Consider the following 20,733-nt stretch of genomic DNA (forward strand, 5'->3'; position numbering starts at 1 on the left):
TAACAATTGGGGTGCAGTTCACTTTGGTGGGGTTTCTTTACAATTTGATTACCTTGTGGCTTCCGTCAAATGAATATGACAAAGTCATTAAATCTCGGATAAAATTTATTCCATACTGATTTAAATAATAAAAGATATTCCAAACCCTCTCTTGCGGAAATCCGTCTGGTCTTAATTCCAAATCAACACGGGCAAACTTCTGTAACACGACATCATGTTTTTGCTTTATTGCTTCTTCAATCCTCGCCTGCATGAAGTTAATTTCCTTTAGAAGGTAAGATTCATTCTTCTTAAGAAGTGGTAAAAGACCACGATCCACCTCTTTTGTTTTCACCTCAATATTTTGGTACTGTTCCACTAGCTTTTCTTTAGCAGCAGAAAATAATTCTTCAACTTCACGGTCCTTAATTGCCTCTAAAAAATGGTCCTTAGCACGAGTTGTACCAGACTGTAAGACATGAGAGAGATCCAAATTTAATTCTGCTAAATCTGTTTCAACTGATCGATCAAAAAAAGTAATATTTAATCGCGGGACTATTGGCGGCATTTTAATATGAAAATGCTCAAAGACCAGCTTCAGTTCTGCCCAATAGGAAATTTCACCTGGCCCTGCAATAAAGGCAATAGTAGGAAACAGCCACTCCTGCATTAATGGTCTTGTTACCACATTATTACTTAGATAGACAGGATTTTCGTTTGCAAGATCCACCAATTCCTGTTTTGCAAATGAAACTGTACCGCTTTTACCCACGAAACGTTCTTTTTCCAGATCGTATTCAAGTAAAATCCGTTCTTGTCGTTTTGCATCATAATAAAATAAATTAGCTGAATGTTCACCTGCTTCAATTGCTAGTGGAAAACCTGCTTTTTCTATTTCCTTTTGCTGCTCTAACAAGGAAAAGGTGATGGAATCACGATGTTCAATCTGCTGTTTAAGAAACTCCTTCTGCAGGCGACGAAAATCTGCATTTCCCGAATCAACGATTAGCAGTCCATCTTCCTTAAACAGCTCCATGATTATATTGGCAAAAAAGTCTACGAAGGTTGTCGATTTAGAAATTTGCTCTGCGGCAAATTCTAACAATTTGTTTGTATACTCTGTCTCCCCAAACGTTTCAATGACATTTTGCACCCAAGTAAGACAAATTTCTTTGTCTAACAAGATATCTGATACCATTTTCTTTTGCCATACTTTTTCCGGATAAGTCCATTTATCTACCCTGTTTTGAACAGGAACGTTTATATGATTTACTTCTTGAAAATCATGGTCTTCGCCTGCAATCCAAAAAACAGGTACAACCGGAACGCCTAATTCTTTTTCCTTTTGCTCCGCTAGTTTAACAATCGATATCACTTTATGTATAGAATAAAGCGGTCCAGATAAGATTCCTGCCTGCTGTCCGCCAATGACAACAACACTATTTGGTTCTTTTAACTTTTCAATCGATTTATCGACTGCCTTAGAAGAAGGATAGCGCTTCATGAAGTGCTTAATATGATCAGCTAATTCTTCTCTGTGAAACTGTCGATCATTTAACTCAGTTAATCGATTTATATCTTCATTAGAATCATTATATCGATAATGAAAAAACGGCTGAATCATCGCAGATTGTTCCAAATAATTAGAAGCAAACCGGTTGGTTGCGGGTATAGAGAGATTTAAAATCTCCATTCATTTACTTCCTTTCTGGTCATCCAAATTCATTCTCTTTAGAAGTATACCATTCACCGCCCATTTTGAAAAAAAACTTTGCTTAATTTTTTTAAGTCGCGAGAGAATACATGATGGCTCGATAAATTAATCCATAAAGCGTTAACCCAACATAGGCTAGGAAAAAAATAATAAAGTTAAAACGCCAAAATCCTTTTAAAACCTTTTTAAAATCAATTTCCCCTTTGATTTTCCAATGCACAATGACAAATACCATGGCTATAAAAATGATAACGAGAAGGATACCTCCTAAAAATGAATAACCCCAAATCGTTTTTATTAAAAAATGGACTGAAATAATAAATAAAAGCGTAGTGTAATCAAGTGCTTTATGTACAGACCTTCGGGTATCCTCTGATATGAATTTTAGAATGACAAAAATTAGCAAGAAACCCAAAATCGGCATTGAAAATAATAGTGTTATAACAGCCGAAAGGATGCTGGTCATATTTTTACCTCTTTTCCACCAGTTTCTTTCCCTTTAATTAAATAATAAAAACTCTCTATTAGAGGTGTCTTCTTACCTTTTTTGACCGCTTCCGCTAAAATAAATCCTAATATTGCGTCAATTTCAGTTAACCTTTGTGCCTCTAAATCTTTTAACATCGATGAACGATTGTCTGCTGTTGTATGACAAATATTGATTAATTGCTCAAGATGTGCTTGGGTATTTTCCAATTCAAGTATTTCTGCGACTTCTTCAAAAAGCTTTTCTAATACCCTATAATAATTTGAATTGTACACAAGAGCTCCATTTTCGACATTAAGAATAGCTGTTAATGGATTAATAACTGCATTCACCATTAATTTTTTTACGAGCATATCATGATATTGGTCTCTAACCGCAAACGGAAACTCAACTGGTACAGAAGAAACAAATTGAATTAAAGGCTCACATTCTCCTTTAAATACAGCAACATTAGTCATCCCCATACCATTATGACTTACAGTATAAGGATTTTCTCTAAGGGCACCATGTTCAATTGAACCAACAAATATATTTCGGGCACGAATGGATTCCAGCTGCTTTAAATGCCCCATCCCATTTTGCAAAAACAACAGGTTTTTAGGGTCAGAGGGCAATTGATTTATTTTTTCAATAATATCAACCAACTGATATTGCTTTACAGCAATAATCGAAATATCCTCAGCTCCCTCCCATTTTGAAAATGGCAAGGCAGTTACAAAAGTGATAGTCCTGCCGGAGCCTTTTTTTAATAAAATGCCATATTTATTAATTTCTACTGCCTGCTCTTCAGTCTTTGTGTAAACATTTACATCAAAAGCTCTGCTTAGATAGGCCGCAAATAACAATCCAATTGATCCCGAACCGACTATGCCAACCTTCATTTGACATCCCTCATTCTATCGAAAGTCTTTACACGTATTTTATCAAAAAATGTCAGTCCTTTGTATGGGCTGATAAGAAAAAATCCCTTGCCGCCCAATTTTACGACAAGGGATTTTCCATTTAAACAGGGTAAACCGGGTGTTTTCTTACACTGAAGGTAAGTTCTTTCGTTTCGTAGTAACCAAACCGTTCGATCAGGACATTTCTTAATTCAGACGGAGCAACAATTTCATCGACAATTAATTCTGATGCCAGCTTATATATATCGATATGTTCCTTATACTCCTGATGTTTTTCCTGAACAAAGGCGATCTTTTCCTTCTGGTCCTCTATTTCATTTATCTTATTAGAATAAACTGCATTTACTGCAGCCTCCGGTCCCATGACCGCAATTTGCGCTGTTGGTAGAGCAATGCAGCAATCCGGTTCAAAGGCAGGTCCTGCCATGGCATAAAGACCAGCACCATAGGCTTTCCTAACAATACAAGAGATTTTAGGAACAGTTGCAGAACTCATCGCCGCAATTAACTTGGCACCGTGACGGATTATCCCTGCCCGTTCTACCTTCGTCCCAATCATAAAGCCAGGAACATCAGCAAGAAATAGTAACGGAATATGGAATGCATCACAAAGCTGGATGAATTTTGCTGCCTTGTCAGCAGAATCAACAAACAGTACGCCCCCTTTTACCTTCGGCTGATTCGCAATAATCCCTACTGCTCTTCCATTGATTCGTGCTAGTCCCGTAATAATTTCCGGGGCAAATAATCTTTTGATTTCATAAAAACTGTTGGCATCTATAAGCCGGTCGATACATTCATACATATCAAATGGCGCATTTTGATTTTCCGGAATGATATCTTCCAGCAATCTCCCTTCTTTTGCCGGAGTTCCTACATACATTTTTGGCATTTCTTTAAAGCTTGCCGGCATAAAGCGAACATATTGTTTTGCAGATTCAATTGCTTCTTCCTCACTATAGACAAGAACATCACCACAGCCGCTAATGGTACAGTGCATCCGTGCACCGCCCATTTCCTCAAGGCTGACCTTTTCTCCAATCACTTTCTCGGCCATGCGGGGTGAACCCAAATACATGGAGGCATTTTGGTGAACCATAATGACAATATCACAAAATGCTGGAATATACGCACCGCCAGCGGCAGATGGACCAAATAAGATACATATTTGCGGAATCATTCCAGAAAGCTTTACTTGATTATAAAAGATTCTTCCTGCACCACGGCGGTTTGGAAACATTTCCAATTGGTCGGTAATTCTTGCACCAGCTGAATCTACCAGATAGAATAACGGGACCTTTAGTTTTTCAGCTGTCTCCTGTATACGGATAATTTTCTCAACCGTACGCGCCCCCCAGGAGCCGGCCTTTACGGTTGAGTCATTTGCCATGACGCACACTGTCTGGCCGCCGATTTTACCAATGGCGGTGACGACACCATCTGCTGGGAGATCGCCAGCGGAAAAATTTCCAAATTTCCCGTCTTCCTCGTATTTCCCTTCATCAAACAATAATGCTAGACGTTCACGAACAAACAGCTTATTTTGTGCTTTTGCCTTTTCATGATATTTTGGCAGTCCGCCAGCATCAATCACTTTTCTATTTTCACTTAATTGACGATTATAGTCCCTAGTTGTCTTCATCCGAATCACCTCCCTAAACTAAAACAATCAATGGATCGCCTTCATTCACAAAATCACCTACATTTACCTTCACTTCTTTTACGATGCCTTCAATGCTGCTTTCAACCGGAATTTCCATTTTCATAGATTCCAGCATAACGACCTCTTGCCCCGGCTGAATCCCTTCACCTGCGTTCACGAATACCTTTAAAACCGTTCCTGCCATGGATGCTGCAATTTCTTTCATTATCTGTCACTCCTTAGTTCACTAATTTATTCGTTAAAAAACTTGTCGTATATTCCCCATTAAGAAAGTCCTCATTAGTAAGGATTGTTTGGAAAAGCGGTGCATTTGTTTTAATTCCCTCTATTGTTAATTCCTTAAAAAAGCTCTTTGCTGCGGCTATTGCCTCTTTCCTTGTCGATCCATAAAAAACACATTTTGCAATCAATGGATCATAAAAAGGGGTTACTGTTCCGCCTTCTTCATATCCGGCATCAACCCGGACTTCCTTTTGTTGATTCCATTTAAATGCGGTGATTTTTCCTGGAGAAGGAAAAAAGCGTACCGGATCTTCTGCGTAAAGCCTAAATTCAATCGCATGGCCGCTTGAATAGATTTCCGGCTGCAATAATGGCAAACTTTCTCCCCTAGCCACCAATATTTGCCATTTTACTAAATCAAGCCCCGTAATCATTTCTGTAACTGGGTGTTCTACTTGTAATCTTGTATTCATTTCTAAAAAATAGAAGTTTTCTTGTTCATCTACAATAAATTCAATAGTACCGGCATTTGAATAGTTTACAGCTTGTGCTGCTTTTACTGCTGTATCGTACATCGATTTTCGAACAGATTCGGAAAGAAAGGGTGATGGTGACTCTTCAATTACCTTTTGATGTCTCCTTTGAACAGAGCAATCTCTTTCGTAAAGGTGGACAACATTTCCATTCTGGTCACCAAATACTTGAACTTCAACATGCCTGGCATTTGAAATATATTTCTCAATAAATACTTCATCAGAGCCAAAATAGGCATTCGCCCGGGATTTTGTGGAAGCATAGGATTTAACGAGCGCTTGCTCATTTTCACAAAGGACCATGCCTATACCGCCGCCCCCGCCGCTCGCCTTTAACATCACCGGATACCCGATCTCCTCAGCAAGCTCCAACGCCGCATCAATGGTTTTTAAATCGTTGCTGCTGCCTGGCACAACCGGTATCCCTGCTTTTTCCATTGTTTGTCTAGAGATAATTTTGTCCCCCATTAATTCTATGGTTTCAGGCTTTGGTCCGATAAAAAAAATTCCTTTTTCATTAACCTGTTTGGCAAACGCTGCATTTTCGGATAAAAAGCCGTAACCTGGATGGATTGCATCTACCTCTTCGGCAATCGCCGCTTCCAATATTTTTTCCGCTTTTAAATAAGACTGTTTGACTTGCGGTTCACCAATACAAACAGCTTTCGTGGCAGCCTTTACAAACGGCATCTCTTTGTCGGCTTCTGAATAAACGGCAATCGTTTCAATTCCCATTGCTTGGCAGGTTTTAATGATTCTAAGTGCAATTTCTCCCCTATTGGCAATTAAAATTCTTTGCATCGTTCTTCCCCTTTCTTAACCCCATTTGGCCTCCAATTATATTTTTCTACATAATTAGTAAAATTTCCTGCAAATTTTGTAAACGCTTTCTAAATCTTTCTTTGAAGAAATTTTTATGATTTTGTTATATAATGAAAGTAATCCATTTTGAATAATATGAAAATTATTCACTTCATGGTATTCAAAAGCAATTAAATATATACGAAATAATACACAAACATATTTTAGGAGGGGCAATATGCAAACAAAAGTAGAAAAATTAAAAATAAACTTTAAGACTTTAGAAGAGTTTAAAAAATTTAAGGAATATGGTATCCAAGAGCTTTCAATGCTCGAAGACCTTGAAGCAAATATAATCGATAACGATAGTGAATCCCCATTTTACGGAATCTATTTCGGTGACAAACTTGTGGCGCGTATGAGTTTATATCAAATTGATGAAAAATTTGACCGTTATTTCACTCCCCCACAGAGTTATGTAGAATTATGGAAGCTCGAAGTTCTGCCTGATTATCAAGGAAAAGGATTCGGCAGAGAACTGGTTGAATTCGCCAAAAGTTTCGGTCTTCCGATTAAAACTAATCCAAGAATGCAGTCATTCGATTTTTTTGAAAAAATGGGTTTTAAAAGCGTAGATTACGAAACGGAACGCGACCGCGGGGAAAATCCACTCCTTTGGTACCCAGAAGGTACGGAGGAATAATCATAAATAATACAAAAAGCGGACTTTTTGTCCGCTTTTTGCTATTTTTCTACCCTTTCCAGGTTACCATTTTTGTCCATTTGGAATTTAACTTTCTGCTGTCTGTCTTCTTCCTGAAAAACAACCATTTTTCTAGCTCTCTCCATAATTTCAATTAAAGATCGGTAATCCTCTTCAATTGCCTTCAAATTTTTAGTGAGTCTTTCATTTTCAGCAGCCAAATAGTATGTCTTCTTTTCCAATTCTTTTATTTTCTCAATAGACTTTTCCCGTTCATTATTTATAATGGCATGTGATTCCGCTTTTCTATTTAGCTCTTCTAAATATTCCATTACATTAGTAAAAGATATTTGATTATTTTCAGTTTCTTTAACAGGGGAAGGCTTTTCATTTTTCGCCTTTTCGATTTCGAGAGTTGGCAATTGATCACTTGCAACCGACTGCAGTTTTGACTCTTTTCGCTGCTTCTTCGCAAGCTCTATGCCAGATTTATATTGCTTTCTCACATATGAGTTCCAGCGGAATCCGCATGCTGCTGCAGTCCTTGAAAGCTGTTTACCCACTTCTTCAAATGCTTGAAGCTGTGTACCGCCCTCGCGAATATGCCTTAAAACAACTTCTGCAAGCAGCAAATCCTCGTCTTGTGACCAGGCATCTTGTCTTGTTTGAGACATAAAGAATATCCCTCCTAGTAGTGTTTTTATCATACATATGCAGCTACTAGAAAAGATAGACTTAAACAAAGCCTGTGTTTTTAAGTCTTTTGTTATTTTTTGTTTAGAAAAGCTTGAATATATTGATGATGTGCGTCACTTTCCCATAAAACAGCACATGTCTTAACCTCTTCTTCAATTCTTACACGCAGCTTCGATTCTACCCATTTATTAATCCATATTTTTTTATAAGCCATAAGAACATTTACATCCAACCTTAATATTTTTTCTAAGAATTGTTCACATGCACAAAGAGGTTCTTCATGATATAGATGATGAATAAACCCAATATCATATAAAAACTCTGCTGTTTGCGGTTCTGCTTCCATAAGCAGCTTCATTGCCGCTTCAGCCGGCAATTTTTCAGCAAGAATGGAACCACCGCCCCAACCTGTAGTAATTGCCTGCATTCCTTGGACAAATCCTGCTTTAATTCCTTTTCTAGCCAGCCGGAAATCGCATGCAGACGCAAGCTCACAGCCGCCGCCAACTGCCGTTCCATTGATTACGGCAATCGTCGGTTTAGAAAGGATGGTCAACGAATAAAGAATATCAGCCATTTTCGATAGCATAGAATACGCTTCTTCTTTTGTGTAAAGAGAATGAAATACAGACAGATCGCCGCCAGAGCAAAAAGCACGTTCTCCTTCCCCGGTAATTACCAGCGCCTTAATATCGGAAGCTCCCTCAGCTTCGCTGATCGCCTTTGATAACCCTTCCATAATATCGTAATTGATTGCATTACGCTTTTCACTTCTTGTAATCGTAAAGACTAAATAACCTTTTTCGTTTTTTTCGATCGTGTATGCCAATTTCCCTCTTCCTTCCTTGCCTATTCATCATAGCTATCTTTATATGTACGTCAGGAAAAATCTATCGCCAAATAACAACAAAAGCACAAGGGCCTAGTGCTCCTTGTGCTTTGTATCGTAGTTAATATTAGTCGTTAACTACTTCTTTCCCTTTGTATGTGCCGCAAGCTTTGCATACGCGGTGAGCAAGTTTCATTTCACCACAGTTTGGGCATTCTACCATACCAGGTACATTTAATTTAAAATGAGTACGACGTTTTCTTTTTGCAGTTTTAGACGTTCTTCTAAAAGGTACAGCCACATCAAACACCTCCTTAAAGAGAATAAAGAAACCATATGGTTCTTTAATTTTTTCCTTGATTGTCATTGTCAAAAAACTTAGCAAGTCCAGCTAGTCTAGGGTCAATTTTTTTGGATTCCGCTTCTTCAGAGATAACCTCCCAATCCTTTCCGGACTGCGGCGCGGCCTCCTCAGATTGACCGTCCTCACAAAAGACCTGCATCGGTATTTCAAGTAAAAGAATCTCCCTTATAATGGGCTTTAAATCAATTACTTCTCCTTTTACTTGATGGACTTCCTCTTCAGATTGATAATCTGCATTCTGTAAGAGAAAAGTCTCTGTTGTTTCGACATTAATCGGAAATTTTACATCCACTAAAGTACGAGAACAAGGAAGGATTAAATAACCATTCACCTTAAAATGAAAGGTTGCTTTCGTTGAATCGATATCCCCGCGGCCAGTGACATGCATTGGTGATACCTCTCGTATAGTTGGATCATCTTGTTTTAAATCATCCAACTGAATCGATTCATCAAACGAAAATTCCTTATTTCGATATTTTTGTAATTGACTGATCGTCCATTTCACATGAATCACCCCAAGGCAACAAAGGTAATTATAGCCTTCGATAATATTTTTGTCAATATTTTTTCTTTACACCTCGCAGGGTGATTTTTAGCTTACTTCCTATTTTATCGAAGTTATCCCACTATAGTCTATCCATCTCAATGAATTACAAACATTTTCCATACATTATGCTTATTTTTTATTAATTTTTGCTATAATAGAAATTATTTTACGTAAGGAGAGAAGGTATTTGAAGGCTGTTGGTCTTATTGTCGAATACAACCCTTTTCATAATGGGCACGCCTTTCATTTGCAGGCTTCAAAAGAAGCAGCAAACGCAGATGTGGTCATCGCCGTCATGAGCGGGAATTTCTTGCAGCGAGGAGAACCCGCCCTAGTATCAAAATGGTACCGTACCCAAATGGCATTACAAAATGGTGTAGATCTCGTGTTTGAACTACCATACCATTTCGCTGTCCAAAAAGCAGAAACATTTGCCAGCGGGGCAGTTTCAATATTAGATGCGGCCGGATGTGAGTCTTTATGTTTCGGCAGTGAAAGCGGAGATATTTCAGCATTTTTACAAACGATTAGCTTTTTACAAGAGAAGCAGGGGTTTTTTAATGAAAACATTAAACGGCATATGGCAACAGGTATTAGTTATCCTAAAGCAATTTCCCTTGCCTATCAAGGGCTTTCCGGTGCAGAAAAGTTTTTAAACTTGGCAAAACCAAATAACATTCTTGGCTTTCAATATATAAAGGCCATCCTTGAGCAAAATAGCAAGCTAGAGCCTTTAACAATAGCTAGAAAACATGCAGATTATCACGATGAACATTTTGCATCTGAAACGATTGCAAGTGCAACTAGTATTCGAAAGGCTATTTTCTCAGAGGAAATGGAATCAGCAAATATTGGACAATATGTACCGGAGCCAACAAACCGATTATTACAACAATATAAGCGCGAATATGGCGGTTTTCATTGCTGGGAAAGGTATTGGGATCTACTTCAATACCAGCTTGTCACAACCAATTTAGAGGAATTAAAAGAAATTTACGAAATGGAGGAGGGGCTGGAAAATAGATTAATGGCTGCAGCGCTTTCTTCAACAAATTTTCAAGAATATATGCAAAGAATCAAAACAAAACGATATACATGGACAAGGCTTCAAAGATTATCCGTCCATGTCTTAACGAATACAAAGAAAACTGAAATGAAAAGCATGCCCCAAAAAGCTGCCTATTTAAGACTATTAGGGATGACTGAGACAGGCAAAGAATATCTAAACAAGAGGAAAAAACAATTCAATCTGCCCATCGTAGCAAAATTATCAGCATTTAAAGAAGAGGAAATAATACAAGATATAAAAGCCGCTCGGATTTATGCAATGGCTTTCCCAAAAAAAATAAGAACTCAAATGCTGCTGCAGGAATTTAAGCAGCCGCCGATATTTGTACAAAAATAAGATGGTATGAACCATCTTATTTTTGTTTTTGTATAGGCAGTTTCTCTAGGTATTGCACAGCTTCGTCGAAAGTATCAACTGGGATGATTTTCATTTTTGTTTTAATATCCCGTGCTGTTTCTAGTGCGGCTTGATAATTGGAATCTTTGGCGCCTTTTTCATTTGGAGCAAAGAAGATATCCGCCCCTGCTTTATCGGCAGCAACAATTTTTTGTTCGATCCCGCCGATGGGGCCAACGTTCCCTTCTATATCCATAGTACCTGTTCCAGCTATTTGATAACCTTTAGTTAAGTCTTCCTTTGTTAACTGATTGTATATTTCCAAAGTAAACATCAGCCCTGCAGATGGCCCGCCTATATCGTCTGTTTTCACTTTAACTTTTGGATCTACTACAATTTCTTTATCGTCAACTAATGTAATGCCGATACCCGCCCGCTTGGGGTCCTGTTTTAATGGTTTAAGGGTCAAGGTAACTGACTGTTCTGCCTTTTTCCTCGAAAAGGTTAATGTTACCTTATCACCGGCACGTTTTTTCCCCACATAGCTAATAAATTTATCTGAAGAGGAGAATGTCTGTCCGTCAATCTTATAGATCTTGTCACCCGCTTGAAGAGCACTAGCGGCAGGCATCCCAGGTAATACCTGCATGACATATATCCCTTTATATTTATAATGGACAGGCAGGCCTGCTTTACGGTATGCAACCTCAATTGCATTTAGCTTTGATGCTGCCATTAAATGAAGCTGTCTGACATTGTACTCTTCTTCTGTTTCCTGCTTATTTAGAATCATATCAACGGGATATATTTCTTCATATTTTCGCATTTTTGCTTCCAAGTAAGAATAAATATTTGCTCTTCCCATTCTAACTGTAGTTAACATAAAATTTCCTTTTTCCTTAAAACCATTTTCTACCGTAATAATGGGAGCAAGCTCCTTTGCCATCCCTGGCTTAGAAACATAATATGGCAGAGAAAAATACATTCCGGCAATTAACATAAATGTAAATATGACAAAAGAACCAATATATATTTTTTTTCGCAAACTAAGGTCTTCCCTTCCATTTTTCAATTTCAGCTGTTATTTGTTCAAGTTGTTTTTTCGTTTCATCCTCTCCATGTTTAATAATTTCTTCGATATTCGTGAAAGCCCTGGAGCTAAAATCCTCTACAGGCGGTCTAATTATGATATTCGCCGCACTTTCCTGGTTGTTGATAATTTCAGTTTGCATGATATCTATACTTTGCATTATCACATCATAAATGGAAGTGATTTCAGCACCTCGCTTTACTCTTGAAACATCAACAGCAATGACAATGTCTGCTCCCATTTCCTTTGCTACTGAAATTGGAACCCGGTCCGTCACTCCTCCATCCACAAGAAGTCTACCTTGATATCTTACCGGAACAAAAATCCCCGGAATAGAGATACTCGCTCTTACTGCCTCAGCAGCAGGTCCTTTAGTAAAAATCACTTTTTCCCCAGTTAATAAATCAGTAGCGATTATGGAAATTGGGATTGAAAATTCCTCAATATTTTTTCCGTGGGTAAACATTCTAATAAACTCTTTGACTTTCTTTCCGGTAATAAAGCCCATCTTGGGAACGGTAAAATCCAAAAAGTACTTTCTCTTAAAGGCAGTCGATAATGTATATAAACGATCCAAGTCTATACCTGCTCCGTAAAAACATGCAACAAGAGCCCCCATACTGCTGCCAGCAATTAAATCAATTGGAATATCTGCATCCTTTAATACCTTTATTACACCTAAATGAGCAAACCCGCGTGCACCGCCGGATCCTAGTGCTAAGCCAATTTTAGGGTGCTCCATAAGTAACCTCCTGCCCTCATCACGAAACAAGTTTCGCTTAATTTAGGAAATCTCGTACAATCTTATGGTCTAAATTAATGTTCTATGAGTATATTTCTTTTATATGGGGACAGGCAAAACTAAAGCAGCAAGCCGCCTCGGTCAGCACCGCCAAGCACAAAACGAACCAGCTGAAAGGTTGCTTATTTAATCTTTGGACCGATTGGCTTTTGAACTTGAGACACTAGGCGCTAGATCTGAATAATGTTAAGAATTATTCCTATTTTACCATTTCAATAAATAAATTTTCTAGTAGCACCACCTTTTAGGAGGGAGGACTCTTGATTGTTCCGATCTAAACTTAAAACCATTATCTTATCATTATCAGTCACAATCTTAGCAGCATCACTGATCTTTTTTCCGCAAGAGGCTCTTGAAGCCTCAAGAAGGGGACTTAATATGTGGTGGAAGATCGTATTTCCTTCGCTCCTCCCGTTTTTCATTGTTTCCGAATTATTAATTGGCTTTGGGGTTGTCAGGTTTATTGGAGTTATGCTTGAGCCATTGATGAGACCCCTATTTCGTGTGCCAGGAACGGGGGGTTTTGTGTGGGCAATGGGGCTCGCTTCTGGCTTCCCAGCAGGAGCAAAATTTACTGCCAGGCTGAGGGAAGAAGGGCAGCTAACACGAATAGAGGCGGAAAGACTTGTTTCGTTTACAAACTCCTCCAATCCCTTATTTATATTCGGTGCTGTTGCGGTAGGCTTTTTTCATAACGCGAAGCTTGGAATCATTTTGGCTTTAGCACATTATTTAGGGAATCTTTTCGTAGGAATTGTCATGAGGTTTTATGGAAAAGAATCATCTAGGGGAATAAAGGAAAAACAAAAAAAAGTTACAATCCGCGGAGCGCTATCGGAACTTCATCAGACAAGATTGAAGGATAACCGCCCAATAGGCAAGCTGCTTGGAGATGCTGTTAATTCATCGATTCAAACATTGCTTATGGTAGGCGGATTTATTATCATTTTCTCCGTCATTAACAAAATTCTATATCTATTACAAATTACAGCTGCCTTAGGCAAAGTGGTAGAGGTCCTATTCTCAAGCCTTGCCTTCCCGGAGATGTTAAGCATACCGTTTATATCAGGTATTTTTGAAATCACTTTAGGCAGCCAGCTGACAAGTTCTGTCCAGGATGCCACTCTTCTGCAGCAAGCGATGATTACAAGTTTCATTTTAGGCTTCAGCGGCTTAAGTGTTCAAGCCCAGGTGGCCAGCATTTTGGCGCAGACAGATATCCGTTTCCATCCATTTTTTTTCGCAAGGATTTTACAAGGGATTTTTGCCAGCATTTTCACTCTTTTATTTTGGAAGTCTGTTTACCTGCGTTTGAGCGATCAAGAACAGCCTTCAAACGTGCTCCCAGTCGGCTTTTTTGAGGAAGGATCATGGGCACATGATACATATCAAAAAATACTTGAACTTGGACCGTTAATTACCCTTTTTTCACTTTCCTTGTATGTCTGTATTTTATTCTTTCGTTTAAAAAGGACAAGAATGTAAAAAGCCGGGGACATTTAGATATCGAGTCCCCAGCTCTTTTCATTACTGCGATCCTTTAAACTTCTTTTTTAATTCTCTTTCAACTACAGGAGGAACCAGCGTTGAAATATTCCCATTATATTTGGCTGCTTCCTTCACAATACTTGAGCTTAGAAATGAATATTGATTGTTGGTCATCATAAAAAAAGTCTCAACATGGTCATTTAAATAACGGTTCATTGAAGTAATCTGCATTTCATACTCAAAATCTGAAACCGCCCGCAGGCCCCTTAAAATAGCTGTTGCATTCACACTTTGAGCATAGTCTACGAGGAGACCGGAAAATTCATCCACCAAGACGTTGGGAATCTCCTTTGTTGCCTCCTTTATCAGGTCAATTCGCTCCTCAACAGTAAACAATGGGTTTTTCGATGAATTGTTCAATACCACGACATGAACCTTATCGAAAACCTTTGCACCCCTGCGAATTATGTCTAAATGACCGTATGTAATTGGATCAAAACTCCCTGGACAAACGGCTATGCTAGCCAAATAATCTCCCCCTTATTCCCCTTGTACTCTTGAATAAATAGTTACAGCAATAATACCATATTGTTCGTGTTTTATTTGTTCCAGTCCCCCAACTGTATGAGGTAATTTTACGTCAAAACTATGCTCACAGACAACAATTCCGTTATCGTTTATTACATTTAGTTCGTCCATTTTTTCCATTAAAGAAATAAGCTGTTGTTTTTTATAAGGCGGATCCAAAAAAACATAATCAAAAACAATTCCCCTTTTTACCAATGCCTTAACTGCACGGTCGGCATCATTGCGATAAACCTCAATCCTTTTTTCAAAACTGCAAGCCTTAACATTTTCATAAATAGTTTGAATGGCTTTTGCATCTCGGTCAATAAAAATTACCTTTTCAATCCCTCTGCTAAGTGCTTCAATTCCTAAACCGCCGCTGCCTGCGAAAAGATCCAATCCTAAACCGCCATCAAAATATGGTCCTATCATATTAAAAATTGCTTCTTTTACCTTATCAGTTGTAGGTCTTGTAGATTTTCCTGGTACTGCCTTAAGGGGCCTTCCCTTACTAACGCCTGATACTACCCTCATGAATATCACCACATTTTATACAAAAATCGATTTTCTTTTACATCCTATCATAATTCATTAGTAGGAGACAATCATACCTGTCAGAGTTAAGCACTCAACTAAACATAAGAAAAATATAAAAAAATACGTATAAGCTTTTTGGTTGTGGAAATAATGATAGTAACAACATCAATTCGAGGATGTTGTTGCCAACCGCGGAGAAGACTTACGTTTCCCCATAAGTTCTTCCTCCGGTTTCTCCTCTCCCTTTGCCTTCTATCCTTTTTGGGATATAGAAGGACCCTGTAGTTATTCTACGGGGTTTTTTTTTGTCCAAAAATAAAAAGGTGAGACATTTTCTCACCTTTAAATTCCCATTTTATAATCATATTCCTTTGCTTTATCCGGTGTTGAATTCTCATACTCCATTTTCAAGAAAGGTTTGTATGATGGTTCTACCTTTTTAACAAAAGAAAAAGAATTCAACTTATCCATTACCTCTTGAATATCTTCTTGATTACAATATAGCACAACGTATTTAAGCTTCTTTGAAACATAATGGACATTGCCAAAACGTCTAAGCATTTTGGCGTGTTTTAAAGAATAAAGCCAGACGACAAGTCCTTGTCTTTGTACAAACATCCCCGTTTCCCCTTCAACAAACCTCATATTACATAAAGTCTAGCATAATAAAACGATCTATTTCAATTTAAACTTGTACAGACAGAAAAAAATTCGGACAATTTAACGATTTTCTTGTATTATCCGCAGCCACAGCTTCCTCCGCTGCCGCAGCCGTGACCAGAATCAAAAAACGGATTGCCAGTTGGGACTTTAATGTGTGATGATACAGCCCCCCCGATCGCTTTACTGATTTGATCAAGCAAGCTTTGAAGGTCATTTTCCGCCAATTTAAAGGCTGCAACATGCGGATCCAAATCCATTTCCCTTTTATATTCACGAATTTGGATCATAACCCTTTTGTAATCAGGATGATATTTTCCAAACCGTTGCACTTCTTCATATAGGTCTTTCAGGCGTACAAAACGCTGAATCTTTTTTTGCGTTTCCGGATTTTTTTGCATTTTATATAAACAGACTTGATATTGTTCTGCAACGTCTGATTCTAAAACCATTTTAGCCAAGTCTTCAGCGTATTCCAATAATTGCACTCTTTCTAATGTAGCAAGCATGTAAAGCTCACCTCCAACAATCATTTTAGCATGAAATATTGGAGAAAGCGAGTGACCGTTTATTTAGGTATATCCACTATAAACTCTTTATCAAGACCATATGGAACATTATTTAACTTAACTACTTCCAGCTTTATTTTATGATTACCAGGTGTCAGTCCTTTAATGATAAAGGCTGCTGAATCAACCTCTGATTTTCTTTTTCCATTAATCCACACAACGATTTTTCCAACTTTTTGCTTTGAATAATCGGACTGACGAAATGTAATTCCCGTTACAATACACTCAACAAAAACATGATTTCCCTTTGTTTTGTATTGTACAAATAGCGCGGGGAACGGATGCCCTTGTGTATTAGAATAATTGGTATTATGTTCTACCACTGAATTTTTTAAAGCTGCTTCGGCATTTGGCGTTTGATCTAAACAACCAGCGAGGATTCCGATTACTAGGATAAAACAGATCGTTTTCTGCAATTTAATCACTCCTTATGGTTGTATTGTTCGCCTCTCATATAAATTTTAGTCTTATTGAAAAACAATAAAAAAGGGCACATTATAATCAATGTGTCCACGCTAATTTTGTTCTTTCATGGTTTGAAACATCGAGTACATCATTGAAGCCATTTGCACCCCATTAGTGAATTTCTCAACTTGGTGGGGAATTGTTTTTTTAAAATAATGCAATGATGCAATTTCAAGTGCCTGGAGGTCATATGGATTTCTTGATAATTTCCGGTACCATAGAGGCTGTTCACGTACAAATCGCTTTAAATCCTTTTGCTGGTCCAAATAATCTAATACTTCTCTACGCACTTTTAACCCTCACTCTCATACCTAATCTTGCCTAAAGGAAAAAGGATTCTTTGGTCCTGCCGGAGGGTTTGTTGGAGTGCCTCCGCCGCCATTTCCCTGAAATTGTGCTAATATCCCTTGAATAGCCCCAACAGCCTGACTAAGGTTATTAAGATGGGACTGCACTTGATTTGCATCCATTTTCTTTACCATTCCCATAATATTTGACATAAAGTCCCCTTTTGATTCAGTAATACCTTTTTGATCTTCTGGCTGACTTTCATTTCCAAGCGTCTCCCACCGCTTATCATCTTCTCCTAATAAATACCAATCTTCATATAGTTCCTGCCATGTCGAATGGCCTTTCCTTACCTCTTGAATAAGTTTCGGATTATTCTTTACAAATTCCTTAAATTTTTGGACGGATGGGTGTAATTTTTTTTGCGTCATTTTATTCACCTCTGCCGTAATCATACCTAGGATACAATATGAAAAAAATTAAGAAAGGTGAAAATCCAATGGTTATATTTATTTTTTATTCTTAATGAGATGTAATAAGAAAGCTTCTTAATATCCATAACAAGTACTGTAAACAATTAAAGACCTCCAAAAAATGTATTGGAGGTCTATTCTTTATTGCTCTGATTTTTGAATAAAATTTTGCGTATAGTATTCTTGAAACACACCTACACCCAAGTGAGTATAATCCTTATTTAGTAAGGATTCCCTATGACTTTTACTATTAAGCCACCCTTCAACCACGGCTGGTCCATCTGTATATTTAGCTGCAATATTCTCACCGGCAGCTTGATAAACTACTTTAGCCTTATTAAGACGATCCGTAAGGCTTCCAAACTTCTTCGATGTATGAGAGAAGTCATTATTTTCTGCCATGTCTTTACTATGCATATAAGCAGTATCCGCTGTTCCTTGATCCCAGACCAATGGGTTTAATTGATATCTGATTCTTAGTACATTGGTAATATCAAATATTTCCCTTTCTGCTCCATCTTCAATTAACTGCCATTGTTCTGTACTTGGCACAGTTTCTTCTATTAATTGGCCGCTATATACCAGCTCATAGGGACGCTGTTTAATTAATGTTTCAGCATCTAAAAACCGTACACTCGATAGTACCCCTTTAAATTTATCAATGTATAACTGGGCATATATATTCCCAAGCTGAACAATTGGACTAAGATTTAAATCGGTATCATTCAATTCAAATCGATATGAATTTCCATTTAAGTCAATATTAATATTGGTATCAATATATTGAGTGTTAAAAATTTCTTCGACCGGCTGACCAATTTCAAACGGTGCAACATCCAACTTTTCGCCAAGAGCAAATAACGTTACAACACGGTTCTTTTCGACTCCCACCTGTAAATACCGTTTATTGTCTTGATTATAAACATACCATTTGTAGCCATATAATGTTTCATCAATCCGTTGTGGTGGTCCTAATTCTTTTTTTACGTGCGCTGTATTTTTACCAATTAATAATGCTAATCCTTCTTTTGGACGCTCAGCCACGGGAGCTTTACTCCGTTTGAAATCCGGCTCTTCCAATAATGGCTGATTCATTTCTAGCTTATGGTTTTCTTTTATTAAAACGTTATCTTGTGGATCATTATTAATTGAAATGTAAAAACCCACGGTTAAAAAAACTGCTGAAAGAATTAATATTCTAAATAATGTCCGCAGAGGCTATCATCCTCTCTAACCTCTCTAATGATTGTTTAGGTAAGATAATTATATCATTACTCATTATGATAGAAATAGTCATTCTTATAAAAAACAAAACAGGTACGTGGATTGTACCTGTTTTTTTAATTCCTTTAATGTTGAGGTGGAGCGGTTTGCTCCGAAATTTCCGTAAGTGCTTCTTTCGCTTGGTCGTCTGTTAATTTTCGAATCGCAAAATCACCTAGTGATACTATTCCAATTAATTTCTCATTCTCTACAACAGGCAGCCTGCGAATTTGGTGTTCCGCCATTAAGCGTGCCGCATCTCTGGATGTTGCCTCAGGTGAAATGGTAATCAGTTCTTCACTCATCACTTTCTCAACCTTTGAGGATGGAGGGTTCTTTTCTGCAACACCTCTTATTACAATGTCACGGTCTGTAATCATACCGACTAGTCTTTCGTTATCCACTATGGGAATCGCACCTACATTTAATTCTTTCATCTTAACAGCCACTTCGTATACGTTGTCTAAAAGGGTGCAGCACTCCACATCTTCTGTCATGATTTCACGGATCTTTTCCATTTGTATCACCCCACATTTTTTGAATTCGGACGATATTATCTTTTCCTAACAAGAATGAATTATTCGTTAAATGAATTCGTTGCAAGTTAGGGCATTTTCATCTATTATTAAATTGAATTAATATTGCTATATAACCAAATAATGAATATTATGGTATTGGCATTTGTTTATAGGAGGGATTCAAATGAATTTTGAAAATACTGGTATTGAAAAATTCAAAGCGGATATAAACCGACTAGATGAAATCATGGAAGAACACGGTTTAGTTCGTGCCGGTCAATGGGACTACGAGCGGGTTACATACGATCGAAAATTTGAATTAAGAGAAGGAACCTTCTATCTTCGCCTTCAAGGTTACGCCCTTGATGGGGACGTAGATACCTTCACAGCTACAATTCAACTTATGACACCTGCCTTGGGCAAGCACTATTATCCACATGGTGTTGAATATGGTGCGGATGAAAAATTCCCAGCAAGCCTTGTAACTCAATGCAAAAAAATTATTGAAGAAGTCAAAGCAGAAGTAGAAAAAATTGCTATTTAATAAGCATATATAAAAGACGCATAGTGTCCTATGCGTCTTTTATTACAGCTTTCATTATAAGCCTAGTATCGCTTTAATCATTGAAGTCGTCTCTCCGCCTTTATAAAAGACGTATAACAATAAATAAACAGCAATACCAGTTATTGAAGTAAAAAACCAAACAATACTTGTAATGGGACCTAGTTTACGATGAAACGCCAGCCTATTCTTATAACCGGAATATAAGGATAAAATCCCCAACACTGCTCCAATTGTCGCCAATGTAATATGGAAAATTAAAAACATCGTATAAAAGATTTTTATTTCATCTGGTCCGCCAAATGAAGTATTTCCGATAAAAATAGTTCTCGTTGAATAAATAATAAAGAAGATAAGTGCAAAAACTGCGGCTAAGAACATTGTTTTTTTATGTGCTTCAACCTTTTTCTGCTTTATCTGCCACCAGCCTATTGCTACGGTAATACCGCTTAAAACAATAAATGACGTACTGATTGTCGGTAAAATCGGCAAAGAATTCATTTTAAGTCCTCTCTTTTTTCATAATCTCTAAAATCATTTTAATGTAGTTCCCAATCTATTTCAAATCATACCAATTTTTTTCGCAAAAAAACTCCCATAGGAACT

Annotated in this window: 26 protein-coding genes; 4 read left to right on the top strand and 22 right to left on the bottom strand. The window is 37.7% G+C overall.

Annotated features, from left to right (window positions below):
* Window positions 1-37 precede the first annotated feature (37 nt).
* The 6 genes from bshC to IE222_RS24000 all read right to left on the bottom strand — a co-directional run bounded on the left by bshC (window position 38) and on the right by IE222_RS24000 (window position 6,301).
* Complete coding sequence (bshC, locus tag IE222_RS23975; RefSeq protein ID WP_191276915.1) at window positions 38-1,672, bottom strand: bacillithiol biosynthesis cysteine-adding enzyme BshC; 1,635 nt, start codon at window positions 1,670-1,672, stop codon at window positions 38-40.
* Between the two features lie 91 nt (window positions 1,673-1,763).
* Window positions 1,764-2,159, bottom strand: a complete 396-nt coding sequence (locus tag IE222_RS23980; protein WP_191276916.1) for a DUF3397 domain-containing protein — start codon at window positions 2,157-2,159, stop codon at window positions 1,764-1,766.
* A complete protein-coding gene (locus IE222_RS23985) occupies window positions 2,156-3,061 on the bottom strand; it encodes a 2-dehydropantoate 2-reductase (protein ID WP_191276917.1) in 906 nt (301 codons plus the stop codon). Before IE222_RS23985 ends, IE222_RS23980 begins: the two co-directional genes overlap by 4 nt.
* A 121-nt stretch (window positions 3,062-3,182) precedes the next feature.
* Window positions 3,183-4,724, bottom strand: coding sequence for an acyl-CoA carboxylase subunit beta (locus IE222_RS23990; protein ID WP_191276918.1), 1,542 nt, complete (start codon window positions 4,722-4,724; stop codon window positions 3,183-3,185).
* 13 nt (window positions 4,725-4,737) lie between these two features.
* Window positions 4,738-4,950 (bottom strand): biotin/lipoyl-containing protein, encoded by a 213-nt coding sequence (locus IE222_RS23995; RefSeq protein WP_191276919.1) that lies wholly within the window; start codon window positions 4,948-4,950, stop codon window positions 4,738-4,740.
* Between the two features lie 13 nt (window positions 4,951-4,963).
* Window positions 4,964-6,301 carry an acetyl-CoA carboxylase biotin carboxylase subunit gene (locus tag IE222_RS24000; RefSeq protein WP_191276920.1) on the bottom strand — a complete coding sequence of 446 codons (1,338 nt, stop codon included), beginning with the start codon at window positions 6,299-6,301 and terminating at the stop codon, window positions 4,964-4,966.
* 238 nt (window positions 6,302-6,539) lie between these two features.
* On the opposite strand from IE222_RS24000, the gene IE222_RS24005 reads away from it, so the two are divergent.
* On the top strand, window positions 6,540-7,004 hold the full coding sequence (locus tag IE222_RS24005; protein WP_191276921.1) for an N-acetyltransferase: 465 nt from the start codon (window positions 6,540-6,542) through the stop codon (window positions 7,002-7,004).
* 41 nt (window positions 7,005-7,045) lie between these two features.
* Here the strand turns inward: IE222_RS24005 and IE222_RS24010 are convergent, their stop codons facing one another.
* From IE222_RS24010 to IE222_RS24025, 4 genes are all read right to left on the bottom strand, one after another.
* Entirely contained in the window at window positions 7,046-7,678 is a 633-nt protein-coding gene (locus IE222_RS24010) for an RsfA family transcriptional regulator (RefSeq protein ID WP_191276922.1), read from the bottom strand.
* A gap of 92 nt (window positions 7,679-7,770) precedes the next feature.
* Complete coding sequence (locus tag IE222_RS24015; protein ID WP_191276923.1) at window positions 7,771-8,529, bottom strand: enoyl-CoA hydratase/isomerase family protein; 759 nt, start codon at window positions 8,527-8,529, stop codon at window positions 7,771-7,773.
* 127 nt (window positions 8,530-8,656) lie between these two features.
* Entirely contained in the window at window positions 8,657-8,830 is a 174-nt protein-coding gene (gene rpmF, locus IE222_RS24020) for a 50S ribosomal protein L32 (RefSeq protein ID WP_042456138.1), read from the bottom strand.
* Between the two features lie 43 nt (window positions 8,831-8,873).
* Window positions 8,874-9,398: a YceD family protein gene (locus IE222_RS24025; protein WP_191276924.1), complete on the bottom strand. Its 525-nt coding sequence runs from the start codon at window positions 9,396-9,398 to the stop codon at window positions 8,874-8,876.
* Between the two features lie 229 nt (window positions 9,399-9,627).
* Here IE222_RS24025 and IE222_RS24030 point away from each other — a divergent pair, with 229 nt between their 5' ends.
* A complete protein-coding gene (locus IE222_RS24030; protein WP_191276925.1) occupies window positions 9,628-10,845 on the top strand; it encodes a nucleotidyltransferase in 1,218 nt (405 codons plus the stop codon).
* Between the two features lie 16 nt (window positions 10,846-10,861).
* On the opposite strand, the gene IE222_RS24035 is transcribed toward IE222_RS24030, so the two are convergent.
* Window positions 10,862-11,890 (bottom strand): SepM family pheromone-processing serine protease, encoded by a 1,029-nt coding sequence (locus IE222_RS24035; protein WP_275671502.1) that lies wholly within the window; start codon window positions 11,888-11,890, stop codon window positions 10,862-10,864.
* A 1-nt stretch (window position 11,891) separates the two neighbouring features.
* Complete coding sequence (locus tag IE222_RS24040; protein WP_191276926.1) at window positions 11,892-12,677, bottom strand: patatin-like phospholipase family protein; 786 nt, start codon at window positions 12,675-12,677, stop codon at window positions 11,892-11,894.
* Window positions 12,678-13,001: 324 nt separating this feature from the next.
* On the opposite strand from IE222_RS24040, the gene spoVV reads away from it, so the two are divergent.
* On the top strand, window positions 13,002-14,222 hold the full coding sequence (spoVV, locus tag IE222_RS24045; RefSeq protein ID WP_191276927.1) for a dipicolinic acid transporter SpoVV: 1,221 nt from the start codon (window positions 13,002-13,004) through the stop codon (window positions 14,220-14,222).
* 42 nt (window positions 14,223-14,264) lie between these two features.
* Here the strand turns inward: spoVV and coaD are convergent, their stop codons facing one another.
* The 9 genes from coaD to IE222_RS24090 all read right to left on the bottom strand — a co-directional run bounded on the left by coaD (window position 14,265) and on the right by IE222_RS24090 (window position 19,565).
* Window positions 14,265-14,753: a pantetheine-phosphate adenylyltransferase gene (coaD, locus tag IE222_RS24050; RefSeq protein ID WP_191276928.1), complete on the bottom strand. Its 489-nt coding sequence runs from the start codon at window positions 14,751-14,753 to the stop codon at window positions 14,265-14,267.
* A 12-nt stretch (window positions 14,754-14,765) separates the two neighbouring features.
* A complete protein-coding gene (rsmD, locus tag IE222_RS24055) occupies window positions 14,766-15,326 on the bottom strand; it encodes a 16S rRNA (guanine(966)-N(2))-methyltransferase RsmD (protein WP_191276929.1) in 561 nt (186 codons plus the stop codon).
* A 345-nt stretch (window positions 15,327-15,671) separates the two neighbouring features.
* Window positions 15,672-15,947 (bottom strand): YlbG family protein, encoded by a 276-nt coding sequence (locus IE222_RS24060; RefSeq protein ID WP_191276930.1) that lies wholly within the window; start codon window positions 15,945-15,947, stop codon window positions 15,672-15,674.
* Between the two features lie 119 nt (window positions 15,948-16,066).
* Window positions 16,067-16,498: a YlbF/YmcA family competence regulator gene (locus IE222_RS24065; protein WP_191276931.1), complete on the bottom strand. Its 432-nt coding sequence runs from the start codon at window positions 16,496-16,498 to the stop codon at window positions 16,067-16,069.
* A gap of 59 nt (window positions 16,499-16,557) precedes the next feature.
* Complete coding sequence (locus tag IE222_RS24070) at window positions 16,558-16,974, bottom strand: hypothetical protein (protein WP_191276932.1); 417 nt, start codon at window positions 16,972-16,974, stop codon at window positions 16,558-16,560.
* A 99-nt stretch (window positions 16,975-17,073) separates the two neighbouring features.
* Window positions 17,074-17,313, bottom strand: a complete 240-nt coding sequence (locus IE222_RS24075; RefSeq protein WP_191276933.1) for a YlbE-like family protein — start codon at window positions 17,311-17,313, stop codon at window positions 17,074-17,076.
* Between the two features lie 21 nt (window positions 17,314-17,334).
* Complete coding sequence (locus IE222_RS24080; protein WP_191276934.1) at window positions 17,335-17,742, bottom strand: YlbD family protein; 408 nt, start codon at window positions 17,740-17,742, stop codon at window positions 17,335-17,337.
* 183 nt (window positions 17,743-17,925) lie between these two features.
* Window positions 17,926-18,951, bottom strand: coding sequence for a CAP domain-containing protein (locus IE222_RS24085; RefSeq protein ID WP_223282876.1), 1,026 nt, complete (start codon window positions 18,949-18,951; stop codon window positions 17,926-17,928).
* Between the two features lie 182 nt (window positions 18,952-19,133).
* A complete protein-coding gene (locus IE222_RS24090) occupies window positions 19,134-19,565 on the bottom strand; it encodes a CBS domain-containing protein (protein ID WP_191276935.1) in 432 nt (143 codons plus the stop codon).
* 184 nt (window positions 19,566-19,749) lie between these two features.
* Here IE222_RS24090 and IE222_RS24095 point away from each other — a divergent pair, with 184 nt between their 5' ends.
* Window positions 19,750-20,109, top strand: a complete 360-nt coding sequence (locus IE222_RS24095; protein ID WP_191276936.1) for a YugN family protein — start codon at window positions 19,750-19,752, stop codon at window positions 20,107-20,109.
* Window positions 20,110-20,163: 54 nt separating this feature from the next.
* Here IE222_RS24095 and IE222_RS24100 read toward each other — a convergent pair whose 3' ends face one another.
* Window positions 20,164-20,628: a DUF420 domain-containing protein gene (locus IE222_RS24100; protein ID WP_191276937.1), complete on the bottom strand. Its 465-nt coding sequence runs from the start codon at window positions 20,626-20,628 to the stop codon at window positions 20,164-20,166.
* Window positions 20,629-20,733: the final 105 nt, after the last annotated feature.

Origin of the sequence: Neobacillus kokaensis, from assembly GCF_014656545.1 — a bacterium.
In the GTDB taxonomy this organism is placed as follows: domain Bacteria; phylum Bacillota; class Bacilli; order Bacillales; family Cytobacillaceae; genus Neobacillus; species Neobacillus kokaensis.